We start from the raw sequence: 20,100 nt of genomic DNA on the forward strand, positions 1-20,100 counted from the left end.
CCGGTTCCGGCCTTTCGGCCCGCTCTCCGGCGGCGCAGGAAGAACATTACCCGAAGGTGGACTGCGCTCCAAAACGGGTATCCGCGCCGAGCAGCGCGGGAAGTTCGGCGAGGCTGACGATGCGGTGCCGGCCGGACGGCAGCTCGACGGTGGCGCCGCCTCCGGGGCGGTCGATCCACACGGACAGCAGTCCGGCGTCGGCGGCGCCCTGTCCGTCGATCTCCGGATGGTCGCCGACGTAGGCCACCTCGTGCGGGGGCAGGGACAGGGCTTCGCAGGCCGCGAGGAAGGCGGCCGCCTGCGGCTTGGAGACGCCCAGCTCCGCGGCGCACAGGACGGCCTCGAAACGGTCGTGGACGCCGAGGACGCGCAGCTTGTGGTCCTGCACGTGGATGCTGGAGTTCGACAGCACGGCGTGACGGTGGCTGGCGGCGAGGGCGTCGAGCACGGGCAGGACGTCGGGGAAGAGCGACCAGGCCGCCTCGTAGTGCGTGATGTAGCGGCGGAACCAGGCGTCGGCCTCGTCGTCGGTCAGCTCCGGCCGCTCCAGGAACGCCCGTACCCGGTCGCGGCGCTGGTCCTCGAAGGTCATCCCGCCCGCGGAGAACCGCGCCCACTGCTGGTCGGTCACCTCCCGCCAGCGCGCGAGGGCCTCCTCCGCGGTGCCGAAGCGGTCGAGCAGCCGCTCGGTGGTGAGGTACGACCGCATGCCCTCGCGGTCGGCGGTCGTGTAGTCGAAGAGGGTGTCGTCCACGTCCCACACCACGGCACGAATGCTCATGCCCCGACCGTATCGCGGGCCGGCACACCAAGGACATGAGCGAGTGCCGGGTCCAGTTCACCGTCGAGGCCCGGGCGGCCTACGACGGTCTGCCGAGCGAGCGACGGGCGCACCTGGACAGAGCCGTGCGGATACTGGCGCGCGACCCCTTCCGCAAGGCATCCACCGCGCAGCTCGGTCCTGACGAGCATCTGCGCAAGGCGTATGTCGCCCCGGGCGTCGTGGTCGAGTACATGGTCGCGGCGGCCGTGCTGGTCGTCGTCGAACTGGAGATCTTCGACGAGTTCGCCTGCCTGATCGACGAGAACGACGCCGTCTGAGGTGAACGCGTGAGGGGCGGCTCCCGGTGTCCCAGAGCCGCCCCTCACGTGCGTTCCGCCGCTACGCGGCGAGCTTCGCCAGGGCCGCGTCGATGCGGGCCAGGGTCTTCTCCTTGCCCAGGATCTCCAGGGACTCGAAGAGGGGCAGGCCGACGGTGCGGCCGGTGACGGCGACGCGGACGGGGGCCTGGGCCTTGCCGAGCTTGAGGCCGTGGGCCTCGCCGGCGGCCAGGACCGCCTCCTTCAGCGACTCGGCCGAGGACCAGTCCGCCGCGTCGAGCTTCTCGCGCGCCGTGGTGAGCAGCGCGTCGCTGCCCTCCTTCATCGCCTTCGTCCAGGACGCCTCGTCGAAGGCGGGCTCCGGCAGGAAGAGGAAGTCGACGTTGTCGGTGATCTCGGAGAGGACCTTCAGACGGGTCTGGGCGTGCGGGGCGATCGCCTGCCACTTCGCCTCGTCGAAGTCCTCCGGCGCCCAGGGAGCGGCGGGGGCCTTCAGCCAGGGGGCGCAGCGCTCGGTGAAGTCCTTCACGTCCAGCAGGCGGATGTGGTCGGCGTTGATCGCCTCGGCCTTCTTGAGGTCGAAGCGGGCCGGGTTGGGGTTGACGTCCGTGACGTCGAAGGCGGCGACCATCTCGTCCATCGTGAAGATGTCCTGGTCTGCCGAGAGCGACCAGCCCAGCAGCGAGAGGTAGTTGAGCAGGCCCTCGGGGAGGAAGCCGCGCTCGCGGTAGAGGTTGAGGGACGACTCCGGGTCGCGCTTGGAGAGCTTCTTGTTGCCCTCGCCCATGACGTACGGCAGGTGGCCGAAGGCGGGCACGGACTTCGCGATGCCCAGCTCGGTCAGCGCCTTGTAGAGGGCGACCTGGCGGGGCGTGGAGGAGAGCAGGTCCTCGCCGCGCAGGACGTGGGTGATCTCCATCAGGGCGTCGTCGACCGGGTTGACCAGCGTGTACAGCGGGGCGCCGTTCGCGCGGACGATGCCGTAGTCGGGGACGTTCTCCGGGGTGAACGTCAGCTCGCCGCGGACCAGGTCGGTGAAGGTGATCGTCTCGTCGGGCATCCGGAAGCGGACGATGGGCGTGCGGCCCTGGGCCGTGTACTCCTCGACCTGCCCGGCGCTCAGGTCGCGGCAGTGGCCGTCGTAGCCGGACGGCCTGCCTGCGGCGCGAGCGGCCTCGCGGCGGGTGTCCAGTTCCTCCTGGGAGCAGTAGCAGCGGTACGCGTGCCCGGCTTCCAGGAGCTTGTCGGCGACGTCCTTGTAGAGGTCCATGCGCTGCGACTGGCGGTACGGCGCGTGCGGGCCGCCGACCTCGGGGCCCTCGTCCCAGTCGAAGCCCAGCCAGCGCATCGAGTCCAGCAGCTGGGCGTAGGACTCCTCGGAGTCGCGGGCCGCGTCGGTGTCCTCGATGCGGAAGACCAGCGTGCCCTGGTGGTGCTTGGCGAACGCCCAGTTGAACAGGGCGGTGCGGACCAGGCCCACATGGGGGTTGCCGGTGGGCGAGGGGCAGAAACGGACGCGTACCCCCTCGCCGAGCGGGGTCGGGGACGCGGGGGACGGTGAGGCGGGTGCGCTAGCCACGCTTGACAACCTTGTTGGTGAGAGTGCCGATGCCTTCGATGGTGACGGCGACCTCGTCGCCGACAGCCAGGGGGCCGACCCCTGCCGGGGTGCCCGTGAGGATCACGTCGCCGGGGAGCAGCGTCATGGCCTCGGTGATGTTGACGATCAGATCCTCGATGGAGTGGATCATCTCGCTGGTGCGGCCGAGCTGCCGCTGGGCGCCGTTGACCGTGAGCTGGACGGTGAGGTCGCCCGCGGTCTTCAGGTCCAGTCCGGTCTCCACCCAGGGGCCGAGGGGGCAGGAGGTGTCGAAGCCCTTGGCGCGGGCCCACTGCTTCTCGCGCTTCTGCACGTCGCGGGCGGTGACGTCGTTGGCGCAGGTGTAGCCGAAGATCACGTCCTTGACGCGTTCGCGGGGCACCTCACGGCACAGCCGGCCGATGACGACGGCCAGCTCGGCCTCGTGGTGGACCTCCGCGGAGAAGGACGGGTACTGGATGGCGTCGCCGTCGCCGATCACGGAGGTGGACGGCTTGAAGAAGGCGAACGGCGCGTCCGGGACCTCGTTGCCCAGCTCGCGCGCGTGTTCGGCGTAGTTGCGGCCGAAGGCGACGACCTTGTTGGGCAGCACGGGCGGGAGCAGCCGGACCTTGCTCAGCGGCACCTTGGTGCCGGAGAGCTCGAAGTCCGTGAACGGGATGCCCTTGATGATGTCGAGGACGAGCTCGTCCGGCTTGTCGCCCTCGACCGCGCCGAAGGCGACGTTCCCGTCGATGGAGAACCTGGCGATGCGCACGGGTTGGTTGGCCCCTTGACTGAGCTGGCTGGAGTGTGACGCTCCAGGCTAACGCGGAAGGGCGTCCCCGGCCGGGGGACGCCCTTGACATCGGGGACGGCCGCCTTGAGCATTCGGCGGCCGCCGCCCGTACTCCTCCACGAAGATCGGCGAACGACGACGAGCGTGTGGAGCGACGGGTGGGTCTACTGCGCGACGGAGGCCGCGACCGGGATCTCCATGAGGACGGTGCGGCGGGGGTTGGCGGTCTGGGCCGGCAGGTCGACGGCGTGCTCCGGCTGCTCGGGGAGCTGCAGCTCGTCGGCGCCCGCGAGGTGGGCCAGCGTGGTGCGCCGCGGGTTGGCGATCTTGTGGAACATCGTCGTCGTCTTCACTGTTCTACTGGACCTTGTCGTTTCCGGGCGCCGGAGAGGCCTTCAAGGGCCTTCGCGCAGGCGCGTCTTGTCGGATTTGCCATCCCTGTAAAACGTCAGGCTAAACACGCGAATGCCGGTGAACCCGTGAAGGTCACATGATCGGCGTGTGAGTTTCCTCACGAATCCAGGGGCAAACCGGTCAATTCAGACTCGCAAGGGAACACAACGAAACGGACATTGGGCACCTGAAGCCCTCATTCCGCTCCTGATCATCGCGACTGGGACACCGCCCGCACCCTGCGGCTTCGCCCACTTATGTCCGCCTTATGCGGGATCGGTTTCTACATGCCGTGACGCCACCCTCACTTCGTGTCACGGATGTCACAGCCTGGCCAACGGGCCTTGTTGGAGATCCTGCACTGTGCTGGAATTCCTCGGACCGCCGCGGGATCGAGCCGGCGCACAGAGGGCGCGTCAGAGCGCCCGGTGGCGGCGAGGTTAGGGGGAGCCGGCGCCGGTACTCACGACCATTCGGGGGGCGTAATTCAGGACGCCCCTCCACACGCCGACACCGTCCTTCCGTTCACGCGGAAGGGCGCCTGGTCCAGAGGTTGCGACGCTAGTGCAGGGACGTTTCAAGAGGGATGGCAGCGCTTCGGCCGAGCCGGAGCCGCACGGCGGGACTGGCCCGATGGCAGTCGGCTCCTCGCCCCAGCACGCCCAGAACCCGGGCCATGCTCCGTCCGGCGACGGAGGTGAGCGCTCCGGGCGCCCCGGCGCGTCCGCGTCGCCGAGTTCTCCCCCGCCCACTCCGACGGTGAAGCCGCCGGCCGGTCCCCCCGGTCCCGGCTCGCGCGTGGCGCTGCGCAACTGGCGCATCTCCACCCGCCTGGTGGCGCTGCTGACCCTGCCGGTGGTCGCGGCCACCTCGCTGGGCGCGCTGCGCATCAACCAGTCCATGGACGACATCCAGCAGCTCGACAACATGAAGCTGCTGACGGACATGACCAAGCAGGCCACCACGCTGGCCGACCGTCTCCAGGACGAGCGCGACAACTCGGCCGGCCCGCTGTCGCACGGCGGCAAGGCGAACGACTTCGGCGTCACGGGCTACCGGCAGAAGACCGACAAGGCCCTCACCGCGTTCCAGGACGCCTCCGAGGAGATCGACGCCGCCACCACGGACGGCAACATGGAGGGTGTCCGCGACAGCCTCGTCGGCCTCCTGAGCGACCTCGGCAACCTCGGCAAGATCCGCAACACGGCCTATGCCGAGCGGGGCAACTCGACCCAGACCATCGAGGCCTACCACCGGCTGATCACCAGCCTCCTCGACCTGTCGCAGGACATGGCGCAGGCCACGAGCAACCCGGAGATGATCCAGCGCACGCGTGCCCTGGCCGCCTTCTCCGCCTCCCAGGAATACGCCTCGGTCCAGCGCGCCGTGCTCGCCGCGGCCCTGCCGGTGGGCAACGCCGTCACAGGCAAGATGTCCGAGAACGACCGGCAGTACGGCGAGGCCGCGGTCGACAACGAGGACTCCGAGGAGACGAGCTTCCGCAGCATCTACGGCAACGAGGCCGCCGACGAGCTGCTCCAGCCGATCGACAAGGGCAACCCTGTCATCGAGGAGGCCAACACCTACGCCCGCCGCGCGCTCGGCTCCAGCACGGGTCTTCAGTCCCTGGACAAGCGCTCGTACCGGGACTGGATCGACGACAGCTCGACCAAGATCAAGCAGATGAACAACATCGAGCACACGCTGCTCGAGGACATGGAGCAGAAGGCGCGCGAGCTGCGCTCCGAGTCCGAGCGCGAGGCGATCATCTCCGGTGCGCTCATCCTGCTCGTGCTGGGCGTGTCGCTGGTCGGCGCGTTCGTCGTCGCCCGGTCCATGATCCGCTCGCTGCGCCGCCTCCAGGAGACCGCCACCAAGGTCGCCCAGGACCGGCTGCCCGAGCTGGTCAAGCAGCTGTCCGAGTCCGACCCGCAGGACGTCGACACGTCCGTGGAGTCGGTCGGTGTGCACTCCCGGGACGAGATCGGCCAGGTGGCCGCGGCCTTCGACGACGTGCACCGCGAGGCGGTCCGCCTCGCCGCCGAGCAGGCCCTGCTGCGGGGCAACGTCAACGCGATGTTCACCAACCTCTCGCGCCGCTCCCAGGGCCTCATCCAGCGTCAGCTCTCGCTCATCTCCGAACTGGAGTCCCGCGAGGCCGACCCGGACCAGCTGTCCTCGCTCTTCAAGCTCGACCACCTCGCGACCCGCATGCGCCGTAACGGTGAGAACCTCCTCGTCCTCGCGGGCGAGGAGCCCGGCCGCCGCTGGACCCGGCCGGTCCCGCTGGTCGACGTCCTGCGCGCCGCGGCCTCCGAGGTGGAGCAGTACGAGCGCATCGAGCTCTCCTCCGTGCCGACCACCGAAGTGGCCGGCCGGGTCGTCAACGACCTCGTGCACCTGCTCGCCGAGCTGCTCGAGAACGCCACGTCGTTCTCCTCCCCGCAGACCAAGGTCAAGGTCACCGGTCACGCGCTGCCCGACGGCCGCGTGCTGATCGAGATCCACGACACCGGCATCGGCCTGTCCCCCGAGGACCTCGCCGCGATCAACGAGCGGCTCGCCTCGCCGCCGACCGTGGACGTGTCGGTCTCCCGGCGCATGGGTCTGTTCGTGGTCGGCCGGCTGTCGCAGCGTCACGGCATCCGCATCCAGCTGCGCCCGTCCGACTCCGGTGGCACGACCGCGCTGGTCATGCTGCCGGTGGACGTCGCCCAGGGCGGCAAGAAGCCCCAGCCCAAGCCCGGCCAGGGCGGCTCGGCCGGCGGTCCCGCCGCCGCGCAGGCCGCCGCCGGCGTCGCCGCCGCGCGTCGCCAGAACGGCTCGCAGGGCGGTGCGCTCGGCGCGGGCGCCCCGAACGGCGGCGGCGCCCTCGGCGCCGGTTCCGCCGGGGGCGGCCGGCTCGCCGGCGGCCAGGGTCCCCGGGCCGCGCTGCCCGGCCGTGACGGCGGCGGCCGTCCCGGCGGCCAGCCGCCGCGCGGGCCGCAGCAGCCTCCGCTCTCCCCCCAGCAGGGCCGTCCGGCTCCGGCCGGTGCCGGCTTCGGCGGCCAGGCGCCGGGCGCGCCGCAGGGCATGCAGCCCGCCGGCACCGGCACGCAGGGCACGGACATGTTCGGAGGCGGACGTCCGCCGCAGCAGCGGGGCGCCAAGAACGAGCAGGGCGGCCGCGGCCGTCAGCCGCAGCTGCCGCCGCGCGGGGGTCCGCGCGCCGAGCTGCCCGGCGGCAACCCGCAGCCGCGCGTGACCAGCTGGGGCGACGACAACGCCCAGCCGCCGGTGCCGCGCACCCCGCTGGACGCTCCGCGCGGCCACGAGGAGCCGGACGTCGCCCAGACGTCGCGCATGCCGCGCATCGACGACCGGCAGGGTCCCGGCGCCACCGCCGAGATACCCGCCGTCCCGCGGATGGACGAGCGCCAGGGCCCTGCGGGCCCCGCCGACTTCGGCCGTCCGGTCGCGAACGGGCTGCAGAGCACGGGCCAGTTCCCGGCCGTGAGCGCCCCGCAGGGCGGCTACGACGGACGCCAGGACACGGGCCAGTTCCAGCGCCCGGGCCTGAACGGCGTCAACGGCAACAGCGGTGCGAACGGGCAGCAGGACGGCGGCGGCTTCACCCGCTCCGACGTCTTCGGCGCCCCCGGCGGGCAGAACGCCCCGGCGAACCCCGGCCAGTTCGCCCCGCAGGCCTACGACAACGGCTCCACCGGCCAGTACGCCGCCCCCGGCTACGACGGTTCCGGCACCGGGCAGCACGCGCTGCCCGACCGCCAGGACCCCTCGGCCGCGGGCCGGTTCGCCGCTCCGCAGCCGAACGGCTACGGCGCTCCGGAGCGGCCGGAGGCCCTGCCGCCGGCCGGTCCGGGCGACGGCCGCACCCCGCTGTACGACACGCTGGAGACCAACTGGTTCCACGGTCAGCAGGCGGGCGGCACGGCTCCGGAGCCCCAGCAGCCGCAGCCGCAACAGCCGGCTCCGGCCGCACCCCAGCGTCCCGCCGCCACTGCCTCCTGGCGCACCTCGCCGAACGACGAACTCGTCCGGCAGGCAGAGCGTGTCAGGCAGCCGGCCGCGGGCGGCGTCACCACCTCCGGTCTGCCGCGCCGGGTGCCCCGGGCGAATCTCGTCCCGGGCACCGCTCAGCAGCAACAGCACCAAAGCGGTCCGCAGGTCTCGCGTGCGCCTGACGACGTACGCGGCCGGCTGACCAATCTCCGTCGGGGCATCGCACAGGGTCGACAGGCCGGCAACGGCCCCCAGACCGGCAGCTTCCCCAGCCCCACTCACCAGCAGGAGCGTTAGTTGAGCCAGATGAGCCAGGCAGCACAGAACCTGAACTGGTTGATCACCAACTTCGTGGACAACACCCCAGGGGTGTCCCACACCGTCGTGGTCTCCGCCGACGGGCTCCTGCTCGCGATGTCCGAGGGCTTCCCGCGCGACCGTGCCGACCAGCTGGCGGCCGTCGCGTCGGGACTGACCTCGCTGACCGCCGGCGCGTCCCGGATCTTCGAGGGCGGCAGCGTGGCGCAGACCGTCGTCGAGATGGAACGAGGGTTCCTCTTCCTCATGTCCGTCTCGGACGGCTCGTCGCTCGCCGTGCTCGCGCACCCGGAGTGCGACATCGGCCTCGTCGGCTACGAGATGGCGCTCCTCGTCGATCGTGCGGGAGCGGTGCTCACGCCGGATCTGCGCGCCGAGCTCCAGGGCAGTCTGCTCCACTGACCCGCCCTCGTACCACCCACCTCACGAAATCACCGTCCGGCCGACACAATCCCCCCACCGGCCCAGACGGACGGCACGACAATCCGAGAATGCTGTCCCGCCCGGAGGATCCATGACCCCGCCCACCGCCCATCATGACCCGTACGCGGAGCCGTACGGGGATGAGGGCGACCAGCCGCTGGTGCGTCCGTACGCGATGACCGGTGGCCGGACCCGGCCGCGTTATCAGCTCGCCATCGAGGCGCTGATCAGCACCACGGCCGACCCGGCAGCGCTCATGGGGCTGCTTCCCGAGCACCAGCGCATCTGCCACCTGTGCCGTGAGGTGAAGTCGGTCGCCGAGGTGTCGGCGCTGCTGGCCATGCCGCTGGGCGTGGCTCGGATCCTCGTCGCGGACCTCGCCGAGGCCGGTCTGGTGGCCATCCACCAGCCGGGCGGCGACGAGAACAACGGCGGCGCACCTGACGTGACGCTGCTCGAAAGGGTGCTCAGTGGACTTCGCAAGCTCTGACGGAGGGCGGGCCACCACCTCCGCGAAGATCGTGGTGGCGGGCGGCTTCGGCGTGGGCAAGACCACGTTCGTGGGCGCCGTCTCCGAGATCAACCCGCTGCGCACGGAGGCCGTCATGACGTCCGCGAGCGCGGGCATCGACGACCTCACCCACACCGGGGACAAGACCACCACCACGGTGGCCATGGACTTCGGCCGCATCACGCTCGACCAGGACCTGATCCTCTACCTGTTCGGGACGCCGGGTCAGGACCGCTTCTGGTTCATGTGGGACGACCTGGTGCGCGGCGCGATCGGCGCCGTGGTGCTGGTGGACACGCGGCGGCTGGCCGACTGCTTCCCGGCGGTCGACTACTTCGAGAACAGCGGCCTGCCGTTCGTCGTCGCCCTCAACGGCTTCGACGGCCAGCAGCCCTACCAGCCCGAAGAGGTGCGCGAGGCGCTCCAGATCGGTCCGGACACCCCGATCATCACGACGGACGCGCGGCACCGCTCGGACGCCAAGAGCGCGCTGATCACGCTGGTCGAGCACGCGCTGATGGCACGACTGCGGTAACTTTCAACAACGCCGTGCACATACGGCGGTTGTCGTAGACGCTTCGGAGCCGGCTGTGGCCTTTGACACGGCCGGCTCCGGTGTTCATAACGTTTCGGCAGAGGAATCGGCGGACGCGGCCACGCGTCGCGGTCACTCGGTCTCGCTGTGCGCACGAAGGCCCCGTCTTTTGGCGGGGCTCGCTCTTTTTGACCGTTTTATCTGGGGTTTACATCACGTCGAACCCTCTCTTACCCATGTTTGGAAGAGGACTGGTCGTCGTGCTGGAATGCCTGAACTGCCCAATAGTCAATGACGTACTCATGGTCGATGGCTGACCGGGCTCTGAGACACTGCGGCACGACGAAGGTGCCGACCGCCGAGAGGTTGTTGGTCGAGTGAGGCGAAGCAAGAAAAGTCCCGAGCCGGCGGCGCGGGGCAACTTCACCCCGCCGCCGCGCGGAGCGGCGACCGCCCCCGGGGCCGGCTCGGAGCCGGCGGCCGCGCCCGCGAAGAGCGGCGGCCGTCTCTCCCCGCGCAACTGGCGGGTGCCGACCAAGCTGAACGCGATCCTGCTCATACCCGTGGTGGTCGGCCTGGTCATGGGCGGCTTCCAGGTGAAGAGCTCGATCGACACCTGGCAGGAGGCCGAGGACGCGGAGAACACCGCGCGTCTGGTGCGGGCCGCCCTGAGCTACGGCGACGCCCTCTACAAGGAACGCGACGTCTCCGCCGCGCCCCTGCTGGCCGGCAAGAAGGACGACGCCACGGTCACGGCGTCCCGCAAGGCCACCGACGACGCCGCCGACGCCTTCGACGCCGCCGCACAGGACATGCCGTCCAAGCCCGGCCTGGAGCGCAGGCTCAAGCTGTTCCGCGTCACCGAGACCAAGCTTCCCGCGCTGCGCGCGGCCTCCTACACCTCCAAGCTCAGCGGCGTGCAGACCGAAGAGGGCTACACCCAGGTCGCGCACCCGCTGATGGAGTTCTCCAACGAGCTGGGTCTGGGCACCGGAAACATCACCTCGTACGGCCGTACCGTCTACGCCATCTCGCTGACCAAGGCCGCGCTCTCCCTGGAGCGCTCGATCGGCATGCACCTGCTGATCAAGCCGGGCCCGCAGGACACGGACTTCGCCAAGCAGAAGGTCTCCCTCTCCTCCTACGCCTACCTCGAGGGCATCGCCGTCGAGGAGTACATCGGCGGCGGCACCGAGGCGGACGCGAAGCGGCTGGAGGATGCCACCGCGAAGATCAAGAGCGATGGCGCCGCGCTGGCGGCCGAGCAGAAGCAGAAGGACCCGGACTACGTTCCGCCGCCGTCCGACCCGGTCACGATGGTCGGCGCGATCTCCACGATGGAGACCACCTCGGGCGCCGAGCGCGCCGGTCTCGCCCAGAAGGGCATCAGCAAGGAGAACTGGTGGGCGGTCACCACGCTGAAGTACGACGCCTACCGGCAGATCGAGTCGGACATGGCCGACAAGGCCGTGACCGAGGCCTCGGACATCGCCGCTGACGCCAAGACGTCCGCGATCATCACCGGCGCCGCCGTCGTCGTCGCCCTGCTCCTGGCGTTCATCCTCGCCGGCGCCGTGGCCCGCCAGATGAGCCGCGCCATGCGCCAGCTGCGCAACGCGGCCTTCGGCATCGCCGAACAGCGGCTGCCGATGCTGGTCGACCAGCTCTCGCGCACCGACCCCGGACGCGTGGACACCCGTGTCCAGGCCATCCCGATCACCACCACGGACGAGATCGGCGAGGTCGCCCGCGCCTTCGACCAGGTCCACCGCGAGGCGGTCCGGCTCGCCGCCGAGCAGGCCCTGCTGCGGGGCAACATCAACGCGATCTTCACCAACCTCTCGCGCCGCAACCAGTCGCTGATCGAGGGCCAGCTGACCCTGATCACCGACCTGGAGAACAACGAGGCCGACCCGGACCAGCTGGAGAACCTCTTCCGCCTGGACCACCTCGCGACCCGTATGCGCCGCAACGGCGAGAACCTCCTGGTCCTCGCCGGCGAGGAGCCGGGCCGCCGCTGGGACCAGCCGGTCCCGCTGGTCGACGTGCTGCGCGCCGCCTCCTCCGAGGTGGAGCAGTACGAGCGCATCGAGCTGTCGGGCGTCCCCGAGGCCGAGATCCACGGCCGCGCCGTGACCGACCTCGTGCACCTGCTCGCCGAGCTGCTGGAGAACGCCACCACGTTCTCCTCCCCGCAGACCAAGGTCCGGGTGACCGCCACCCGTCTCCCCGACGGCCGGGTCATGATCGAGATCCACGACAAGGGCATCGGCCTCACGGCCGAGGACTTCGCGGACATCAACCACAAGCTGGCCAACCCGCCGACCGTCGACGCCGCGATCTCGCAGCGCATGGGCCTGTTCGTGGTCGGCCGGCTGTCCGACCGGCACGGCATCCGCGTCCAGCTGCGCCCCTCGGGCGAGCAGGCCGGCACCACCTCGCTGGTCATGCTGCCGGACGCCATCACCCACGGTGGCGGCGGCGAGCAGCAGCAGTCGCGCGACGACTTCACGGTCTCGCAGATCATCCCCGAGCAGCAGCAGAGCTTCGGCGGCGAGGACTTCAACACCGGTCTGCCGATGCGCACGGCCGCCGAGCTGGGCTTCGACGACAGCCGCTACGAGGTCCCGGACGACATCCGCGAGCTGGACCCGGTGGGCCGCTCCCTGCTGCGCGAGGAACGACGCGCCGCGCTGGAGACCCCCGGCGACCAGCAGGACCAGCCGGGACAGCAGGGGAACCAGGTACAGCAGGGCGGGCAGAACCAGCAGGCCGGTCAGTTCGGGCAGCAGCCGGCCGAGGCCGCCTCCTACGCCGAGGGCTTCGACGCCCCCCACCGGCAGGAGTACGGCGCGGGGCAGAACGGCTACGACCCCGCGCAGAACGGCGCCCAGAACGGCTACGACCCCAACGCCACCGGCTACGCCGACCGGCCCGGGACGTTCGACCGGCAGACGGCGTACGAGGAGCAGCAGCGCCCGGCGTACGACGACCAGTACTTCGGTCAGAACGGCGGCCTGCCGCAGAACGACGCCTTCACCACCGACGGCGGCCTGCCGCAGAACGACGGCTTCACCTCGAACGGCGGCTATCCGGACCCCGCGTACGCGGAGCCCGTCCAGCCCGCCCAGGAGGAGCGGACGCCGGCCCGGGCCGACGGCTCCGAGGGCTTCCGGCCCTACGAGGAGCAGCAGTCCTACCAGGACGACTGGCCTCAGCAGAACGGCCACACGAACGGTTACCAGAACGGTTACCCGGACCAGTACGCTCCGGAAGCGGAATCCGTGCCGGCCGCTGACGCGGGCGAACAGAACCGCGTAGGCTTCGACCGTCCGGGACCGGGCCCCTCCGCCCCCCACGCGCTGACCGAAGCCGGTCTGCCTCGCCGCGGATCCACCGCAAGCGGTGCGAACGGCACGCGGCCCGCGAGGCAGGAAGCGCCGGCCACCTCCTCCGAGAGCGGCGGCAGCGACGTCTGGCGTTCGGCGAACGACGAGCGCTGGCAGCAGGCCTCCGCTCTGAAGAAGCCCAAGGCGGGCGGGGTCACCTCCTCCGGCCTGCCGCGGCGGGTGCCCAAGGCCAATCTGGTCGAGGGCGCTGCCGAGAACACACCTCAGGGCGGCCCACAGGTCTCCCGCGCCCCGGAGGACGTCCGAGGCAGGCTGAGCAACCTGCGTCGGGGCGTCCAGCGCGGACGCAACGCAGGCAGCAGTGAAACGAACGGTCAGGGCTTCGGTTCTGACAGCACCTACGACCAGGAGCGTTAGTGTGAGCCCGATGAGCCAGGCGGCACAGAACCTGAACTGGTTGATCACCAACTTCGTGGACAACACCCCCGGGGTGTCCCACACGGTGGTGGTCTCCGCCGACGGACTCCTTCTGGCGATGTCCGAAGGCTTTCCCCGTGACCGTGCCGACCAGCTCGCGGCCGTCGCCTCCGGGCTGACGTCCCTGACGGCGGGCGCCTCCCGGATCTTCGAGGGCGGCAGCGTGAACCAGACGGTTGTGGAGATGGAGCGGGGATTCCTCTTCATCATGTCCGTATCCGACGGTTCCTCGCTCGCGGTGCTCGCACACCCGGAGGCGGACATCGGCCTCATTGGGTACGAGATGGCCCTTCTGGTGGACCGGGCCGGCTCGGTCCTGACGCCCGACCTTCGAGCGGAGCTCCAGGGGAGCCTTCTCAACTAACAGCGGGACGGTGCGGTTTGGCGTCCCGAGGCCGTAGGGTTTCGGGACGCGGCTTCCATGCGATGGGCGCCAGGCACAGTCGGAGGAGGAGAGAGAGTGGCAACACCACCAGGCGGTTCCAATTCGGGTAACTGGTCGTACGGCCCTGCCCAGGGCCAAGGCGACGGTTCCCAGAACCCGAACCGTTACAACTTCCCCTCCGCGCCCAGCCAGCAGCGGCCGTACGCACCCCAGGCCCCCCAGGGCCCCGGGCCTTCCCCGTACGACCAGCCGCAGGCGCCGCGCATCCAGCCCGTGCAGCCCCATCGCCGCACTCCCGAGGCGGCTCCCGCCGGGGCGGCGAACAACCCGCTGGTGCGTCCGTACGCCATGACCGGCGGCCGGACCCGCCCGCGTTACCAGCTCGCCATCGAGGCGCTGGTGCACACCACCGCGCAGCCGCACCAGATGCAGGGCCAGCTGCCCGAGCATCAGCGGATCTGCAACCTCTGCCGAGAGATCAAGTCGGTCGCCGAGATCTCGGCGCTGCTGACCATCCCCCTCGGCGTGGCCAGGATCCTCGTCGCCGACTTGGCGGAGGCGGGACTGGTCGCCATCCATCAGCCCGGCGGCGACGAGAGCGCCGGCGGCCAGCCAGACGTGACACTGCTCGAAAGGGTGCTCAGTGGACTTCGCAAGCTCTAGCGGGGGTCCCTCCCGCTCCACCACTTCCGCGAAGATCGTGGTGGCGGGCGGCTTCGGCGTGGGCAAGACCACGTTCGTCGGGGCTGTTTCGGAGATCAATCCGCTGCGCACCGAGGCCGTCATGACGTCAGCGTCGGCGGGCATCGACGACCTCACCCACACCGGGGACAAGACGACCACCACGGTCGCGATGGACTTCGGCCGCATCACCCTGGATCAGGACCTGATCCTCTACCTCTTCGGCACGCCCGGCCAGGATCGTTTCTGGTTCATGTGGGACGACCTGGTGCGCGGCGCCATCGGTGCGATCGTGCTCGTCGACACCCGCCGTCTCGCCGACTGCTTCCCCGCGGTCGACTACTTCGAGAACAGCGGCCTCCCCTTCGTCATCGCGCTCAACGGCTTCGACGGCAACCAGCCGTACAACCCGGACGAGGTGCGCGAGGCGCTTCAGATCGGCCCGGACACCCCGATCATCACGACCGACGCGCGCCACCGCGCGGACGCGAAGTCGGCTCTGATCACGCTCGTGGAGCACGCGCTGATGGCGCGCCTGCGGTAGTCGGGCACGCGGCCACCGGGCCGCCCGGGACGTGCGCAGGCCGTCCCGGGCGGCCCGTGTCCGTTGCGCGGCCGGCCGTGCGCGCTGCACCACCGCCCGCCGTCCCGTTCTCGACGCCGTCGCCCGCTTGGGCACACCGCCTCGGCACACCTGCGCATACGACGACGAAGGGCCCCTCTCCGGGAGAGGGGCCCTTCGTCGTCGCGCGGTGCGGATCAGCGCCAGCTGTGCGGGGCGCGGAAGCCGCCCTCGCGCTCCAGGCGGCGCCAGCCGGCCTTGGGCCGGATGCGGTGCCCGGTGGGCTCGGAGGGACGGGCGGCCGCGCGGGCCAGGAGGATCGCCGTGATGGCGGCGACTTCCTCGGGCTCGGCATGGCCCTTCTCGACGCGGATGTCGGGAGCGTTCATGGGTGTCAGTCTCCGTTGATGAGGTTTCCGCAGGGGGTCCGCCGGGTTGCCGGCGGGCTACTGCGGGGGGTTGCCGTGCTTGCGCGAGGGCAGGTCCGCGTGCTTGGACTGCAGCATGACCAGGGACCTGATGAGGACCTCGCGGGTCTCGGCGGGGTCGATGACGTCGTCGACCAGGCCGCGCTCGGCCGCGTAGTAGGGGTGCATCAGCTCGGACTTGTACTCCTTGACCATGCGGGCCCGCATGGCCTCGGGGTCCTCGGCCTCGGCGATCTGACGGCGGAAGATGACGTTGGCGGCGCCCTCGGCGCCCATGACGGCGATCTCGTTCGTCGGCCACGCGTAGGTGAGGTCGGCCCCGATGGACTGGCTGTCCATGACGATGTAGGCGCCTCCGTACGCCTTGCGCAGGATCAGTGAGATCCGGGGCACGGTCGCGTTGCAGTAGGCGTACAGCAGCTTCGCGCCGTGGCGGATGATTCCACCGTGCTCCTGGTCGACGCCCGGGAGGAAGCCGGGTACGTCCAGAAGGGTGACGATCGGGATGTTGAAGGCGTCGCACATCTGCACGAAACGCGCGGCCTTCTCACTGGCCTCGATGTCCAGGACGCCCGCGAGGGACTGCGGCTGGTTGGCGACGATGCCGACGACCTGACCGCCGAGGCGGGCGAGGGCGCAGATGATGTTGCGCGCCCAGCGCTCGTGGACCTCCAGGTACTCGCCGTCGTCGACGATCTCCTCGATGACCTTCGTCATGTCGTAGGGCCGGTTGCCGTCGGCCGGGACCAGGTCCAGCAGGACGTCACCGCGCCGCTCGGCCGGGTCGGAGGAGTCGACGCGCGGCGGGTTCTCGCGGTTGTTCTGCGGCAGCAGCGACAGGAGGTAGCGCACCTCCGCGATGCAGGTCTCCTCGTCGTCGTAGGCGAAGTGGCAGACGCCGGAGGTCTCGGCGTGGACGTCCGCGCCGCCCAGGCCGTTCTGGGTGATCTCCTCACCGGTGACGGCCTTGACCACGTCGGGGCCGGTGATGAACATCTGAGAGGTCTCGCGGACCATGAAGACGAAGTCGGTCAGGGCCGGGCTGTAGGCCGCGCCGCCCGCGCACGGGCCCAGCATCACCGAGATCTGCGGGATGACCCCGGACGCCCGGGTGTTGCGCTGGAAGATGCCCCCGTACCCGGCGAGCGCGGACACGCCCTCCTGGATCCGGGCGCCCGCACCGTCGTTGAGGGAGACCAGCGGCGCCCCCGCCGCGATGGCCATGTCCATGATCTTGTGGATCTTCGTGGCGTGCGCCTCGCCCAGCGCGCCGCCGAAGATGCGGAAGTCGTGGGCGTACACGAACACCGTGCGGCCCTCGACCGTCCCCCACCCCGTGACGACCCCGTCGGTGTACGGCTTCCTGGCCTCCAGCCCGAACCCGCTCGCCCGGTGCCGGCGCAGCTGCTCGACCTCCTGGAAAGACCCCGGGTCCACCAGCAGCTCGATCCGCTCCCGCGCGGTCAGCTTGCCCTTGGCGTGCTGCGCCCGGGTCGCCTTCTCGCTCGGGCCGGCCAGCGCCTGCGCACGGATCCCGTGCAGCTCGGCCACGCGACCACGCGCGTCCGTGGGCTCCGTGGTCGGCTCACCGGTCGTCTCTTCCAAAACGGTCATGTAGTGACCTTACGAAGCCCGCCAAGGAAAGAGTGACGTCGACTCCGTACAGTCCTCGGAGCGTTTTCCTGGTACGACCGAACAGAACCGGGTCGGCATGCAGCCGTTCCGACTGCTCAGAGGGCCCGGGGGTTGTAGGTGTCGCACAAACCCCGCGGCGGAGACCCCGCTCACATTTCGCCCCGCGTCTGCCCTCCCCGGGGTGAACCGGCAGCGCCGGACGGCGGCCGCCGGGGCCGTCCGGGCGGGACGCGGAGCCCCTGCGGGACTGCCCCGGAATTCCCCGCCAGATTAAGTTGAAAGTTGAACTGAATGGGTCTACAGTCGTCCATGTCAGCTCGTTGAAGGTTAAACATCTTCGACCTCCTCCTCCGTCCCCAAGGAGCACGTCATGGGCATCTTCAGCCGCAAGAACACCGACGAGACCACCGCCGCCACCGTCGACACCGCCACCGTGAACCCCGGCCTCGCCGCCCTGACCGGCGAGTACGCGATCGACCCGGCGCACTCGACGATCGGCTTCACCGCCCGCCACGCCATGGTCACCAACGTCAAGGGCAAGTTCGGCGACTTCAGCGGCTCGCTGCTGCTGGACGGCGTCGACCCGTCCCGCTCGACCGCCTCCATCGACGTCAAGATGGACAGCATCGACACCGGGTCCGCCGACCGCGACGGCCACCTGAAGAGCGCGGACTTCTTCCGCACCGACGAGTTCCCGCTGATGACGTTCCGCTCCACCTCCGCCGAGGCCCTGGGCGGCGACGACTACCGCGTCTCCGGCGAGCTGAGCATCCTCGGCGTGACCAAGCCCCTCACCATCGACCTGGAGTTCAACGGCTCCGCCAAGGACCCGTTCGGCAACGAGCGTGTGGGCTTCGAGGGCAAGGCCGAGATCCTGCGCTCCGACTGGGGCCTGACCTGGAACGCGGCGCTGGAGACGGGCGGCGTCCTGATCTCCGACAAGATCAAGCTGAACTTCGACATCTCGGCGATCAAGAACGCCTAAGCCTGTGGCCGAATACGGCGAATACCGGCAGAAAGGGGCCGGAAGCGAAGAGCTTCCGGCCCTTTGATGTGTCCTGTGTCACAGTCGCGAACCATGAGCATCAAGACCGGACCCCAGCACTACCCCGGCGCCGACCGCGAGCACTGGTACCAGGACGACTTCGGCGGTGACCGCATGGAGGTCAACGTCGTCGTCCTGCACACCACGGAGGGCCGCTCACTGCCCGACTACCAGGGCGGGGCGGTCGCGCCCAACCTGACGGCCGTGCCCGACCTGGCCGCCAAGCGGCTCAAGTGGTACCAGCACTTCGAGATCGACGTCTCCTCGCGCGCGCTGGCCAACCGGCGCGGGGGCGTCGAGACGAACACGCTCAACGTCTGCCAGGTGGAGCTCGTCGGCACCTGCGACCCCAAGGTGCACACCAAGTGGAACACCCACGGCCAGGCCCACGTCTACTGGCCCAAGGCCCCGGAGTGGGCGCTGCGCGCCGTCGCCCAGTACCTGGCCTGGATGCACATCCACCACGACGTGCCGCTGCGCGGGCCGACGCTGTGGCCCGCGTACCCGAAGTCCGCGGGCACCGGGGGCGGACAGCGCATGAGCTACGAGCGCTGGAACGGCTTCAAGGGCGTGTGCGGCCATATGCACGTGCCCGAGAACGACCACGGCGACCCGGGGGCGATCGACTTCGAGACGCTGATCGGCTTCGCCAAGTCCGCCGCCCAGGACTGACCGCCCGTTCGGCGGGGCCGCGGGCGGCGCGCGGCGGTGCCCGGCCGGGCGCGCCGCGTCAGCTTCGCAGGCGGGCGTTGAGCCGGGCGGCCCGGCGCGTCAGATGGTCGCGCTCGGCGAGGTCGGGCGCCTGGTGGGCCGCCTCGGCATACAGGCGCGCGGCCCTCTCCAGGTCGCCGTCGCGCTCGTGGAGATACGCCGCGACGGCGGTGTGCCGGGGCAGCGACGCGTCCAGCGCGGCGAGCGCCGCGAGACCGGCGCGCGGCCCGTCGGCCTCGCCGACGGCGACCGCGCGGTTCAGCCGGGCGACCGGGTTGCCGGTCAGGGCCACGAGTTCGTCGTACCACTCGACGATCTGCACCCAGTCGGTCTCCTCGGTGGTGGGCGCGTCGGCGTGCAGGGCGGCGACGGCGGCCTGGGCCTGGAACTCGCCCAGCCGGTCGCGGGCGAGCGCCCCCTGGAGGACGGCCACCCCCTCCGCGATCGCCACGGTGTCCCACCGGCCGCGGTCCTGCTCGGCGAGCGGCACCAGGCTGCCGTCGGGCGCGGTCCGGGCGGCGCGCCGGGCATGGTGGAGCAGCATGAGGGCGAGCAGGCCCGCCGCCTCGGGGTGGTCGACGGCGGCCGCGAGCTGCCGGGTGAGCCGGATGGCCTCGGCGGCGAGGTCGACGTCGCCGGAGTAGCCCTCGTTGAACACCAGGTACAGCACGCGCAGCACGGTGGCGACGTCGCCGGGCCGGTCGAACCGGACGTCGGAGACGGTGCGCTTGGCCCGGCTGATCCGCTGCGCCATGGTCGCCTCGGGCACCAGGTAGGCCCGGGCGATCTGACGGGTGGTGAGCCCGCCGACGGCGCGCAGGGTGAGCGCGACGGCGGACGACGGCGTCAACGACGGATGGGCGCACAGGAAGTACAGCCGGAGCGTGTCGTCGGCCGTGGGCGGGGGGCCGGGGGCCGGCTCCTCGTCGACGCGGTCCTCCCGCCGGCGGCGGGCGGCGTCCGCCCGTCTCGCGTCGAGGAACCGGCGCCAGGCCACGGTGATCAGCCAGCCCTTGGGGTCGCGCGGAGGGTCGTCCGGCCAGACGCGCAGCGCCTCCAGGAGCGCGTCCTGGACGGCGTCCTCGGCGGCCGCGAAGTCGGCTCCGCGGCTGACGAGGACGGTGAGCACGCTCGGCATGAGGCCGCGCAGCAGTGCCTCGTCCAT

General features: G+C 70.7%; 18 protein-coding genes. 11 read left to right on the forward strand and 7 right to left on the reverse strand.

The window, feature by feature from the left end:
* Positions 1-46: 46 nt before the first annotated feature.
* Positions 47-781, reverse strand: coding sequence for an HAD family hydrolase (locus ACGFSH_RS25545; protein WP_393352555.1), 735 nt, complete (start codon positions 779-781; stop codon positions 47-49).
* A 35-nt stretch (positions 782-816) separates the two neighbouring features.
* On the opposite strand from ACGFSH_RS25545, the gene ACGFSH_RS25550 reads away from it, so the two are divergent.
* Positions 817-1,101, forward strand: coding sequence for a hypothetical protein (locus ACGFSH_RS25550; protein WP_393352557.1), 285 nt, complete (start codon positions 817-819; stop codon positions 1,099-1,101).
* 61 nt (positions 1,102-1,162) lie between these two features.
* Here the strand turns inward: ACGFSH_RS25550 and gltX are convergent, their stop codons facing one another.
* The 3 genes from gltX to ACGFSH_RS25565 form a co-directional block, all read right to left on the reverse strand.
* Positions 1,163-2,680, reverse strand: a complete 1,518-nt coding sequence (gltX, locus tag ACGFSH_RS25555; RefSeq protein WP_393352559.1) for a glutamate--tRNA ligase — start codon at positions 2,678-2,680, stop codon at positions 1,163-1,165.
* Complete coding sequence (locus ACGFSH_RS25560) at positions 2,673-3,458, reverse strand: fumarylacetoacetate hydrolase family protein (RefSeq protein WP_329413960.1); 786 nt, start codon at positions 3,456-3,458, stop codon at positions 2,673-2,675. Before ACGFSH_RS25560 ends, gltX begins: the two co-directional genes overlap by 8 nt.
* A 185-nt stretch (positions 3,459-3,643) precedes the next feature.
* A complete protein-coding gene (locus ACGFSH_RS25565) occupies positions 3,644-3,832 on the reverse strand; it encodes a hypothetical protein (RefSeq protein ID WP_329413958.1) in 189 nt (62 codons plus the stop codon).
* Between the two features lie 604 nt (positions 3,833-4,436).
* Here ACGFSH_RS25565 and ACGFSH_RS25570 point away from each other — a divergent pair.
* The 8 genes from ACGFSH_RS25570 (at position 4,437) to ACGFSH_RS25605 (ending at position 15,098) form a co-directional block, all read left to right on the forward strand.
* The gene (locus ACGFSH_RS25570) at positions 4,437-8,171 is read left to right on the forward strand and encodes a nitrate- and nitrite sensing domain-containing protein (RefSeq protein ID WP_393352561.1); all 3,735 of its coding nucleotides are present in this window, start codon (positions 4,437-4,439) and stop codon (positions 8,169-8,171) included.
* Positions 8,172-8,180: 9 nt separating this feature from the next.
* Positions 8,181-8,594, forward strand: a complete 414-nt coding sequence (locus ACGFSH_RS25575) for a roadblock/LC7 domain-containing protein (RefSeq protein ID WP_003993189.1) — start codon at positions 8,181-8,183, stop codon at positions 8,592-8,594.
* A 112-nt stretch (positions 8,595-8,706) separates the two neighbouring features.
* Positions 8,707-9,105 (forward strand): DUF742 domain-containing protein, encoded by a 399-nt coding sequence (locus ACGFSH_RS25580; protein ID WP_009190816.1) that lies wholly within the window; start codon positions 8,707-8,709, stop codon positions 9,103-9,105.
* Complete coding sequence (locus ACGFSH_RS25585; RefSeq protein ID WP_030793795.1) at positions 9,086-9,661, forward strand: ATP/GTP-binding protein; 576 nt, start codon at positions 9,086-9,088, stop codon at positions 9,659-9,661. The genes ACGFSH_RS25580 and ACGFSH_RS25585 overlap by 20 nt, the downstream gene beginning before the upstream one ends.
* A 377-nt stretch (positions 9,662-10,038) precedes the next feature.
* Positions 10,039-13,428 carry a nitrate- and nitrite sensing domain-containing protein gene (locus ACGFSH_RS25590; protein WP_393352563.1) on the forward strand — a complete coding sequence of 1,130 codons (3,390 nt, stop codon included), beginning with the start codon at positions 10,039-10,041 and terminating at the stop codon, positions 13,426-13,428.
* Positions 13,429-13,438: 10 nt separating this feature from the next.
* Positions 13,439-13,852, forward strand: a complete 414-nt coding sequence (locus tag ACGFSH_RS25595; RefSeq protein WP_037781109.1) for a roadblock/LC7 domain-containing protein — start codon at positions 13,439-13,441, stop codon at positions 13,850-13,852.
* Positions 13,853-13,948: 96 nt separating this feature from the next.
* Entirely contained in the window at positions 13,949-14,536 is a 588-nt protein-coding gene (locus ACGFSH_RS25600) for a DUF742 domain-containing protein (protein ID WP_393352565.1), read from the forward strand.
* A complete protein-coding gene (locus ACGFSH_RS25605) occupies positions 14,517-15,098 on the forward strand; it encodes an ATP/GTP-binding protein (protein ID WP_026248371.1) in 582 nt (193 codons plus the stop codon). The genes ACGFSH_RS25600 and ACGFSH_RS25605 overlap by 20 nt, the downstream gene beginning before the upstream one ends.
* A gap of 215 nt (positions 15,099-15,313) precedes the next feature.
* On the opposite strand, the gene ACGFSH_RS25610 is transcribed toward ACGFSH_RS25605, so the two are convergent.
* Together ACGFSH_RS25610 and ACGFSH_RS25615 are read right to left on the reverse strand one after the other, a co-directional pair.
* Positions 15,314-15,505 (reverse strand): acyl-CoA carboxylase subunit epsilon, encoded by a 192-nt coding sequence (locus ACGFSH_RS25610; RefSeq protein ID WP_393352567.1) that lies wholly within the window; start codon positions 15,503-15,505, stop codon positions 15,314-15,316.
* 57 nt (positions 15,506-15,562) lie between these two features.
* Positions 15,563-17,158 (reverse strand): acyl-CoA carboxylase subunit beta, encoded by a 1,596-nt coding sequence (locus ACGFSH_RS25615; RefSeq protein WP_393352569.1) that lies wholly within the window; start codon positions 17,156-17,158, stop codon positions 15,563-15,565.
* 391 nt (positions 17,159-17,549) lie between these two features.
* On the opposite strand from ACGFSH_RS25615, the gene ACGFSH_RS25620 reads away from it, so the two are divergent.
* Together ACGFSH_RS25620 and ACGFSH_RS25625 are read left to right on the forward strand one after the other, a co-directional pair.
* Complete coding sequence (locus ACGFSH_RS25620; RefSeq protein ID WP_393352571.1) at positions 17,550-18,164, forward strand: YceI family protein; 615 nt, start codon at positions 17,550-17,552, stop codon at positions 18,162-18,164.
* A gap of 93 nt (positions 18,165-18,257) precedes the next feature.
* A complete protein-coding gene (locus tag ACGFSH_RS25625) occupies positions 18,258-18,896 on the forward strand; it encodes a hypothetical protein (RefSeq protein WP_393352573.1) in 639 nt (212 codons plus the stop codon).
* Between the two features lie 58 nt (positions 18,897-18,954).
* On the opposite strand, the gene ACGFSH_RS25630 is transcribed toward ACGFSH_RS25625, so the two are convergent.
* Positions 18,955-20,100: an RNA polymerase sigma factor gene (locus tag ACGFSH_RS25630; RefSeq protein WP_393352845.1), complete on the reverse strand. Its 1,146-nt coding sequence runs from the start codon at positions 20,098-20,100 to the stop codon at positions 18,955-18,957.

Source organism: Streptomyces sp. NPDC048481 (genome assembly GCF_043200075.1).
Taxonomy (GTDB): Bacteria; Actinomycetota; Actinomycetes; order Streptomycetales; family Streptomycetaceae; genus Streptomyces.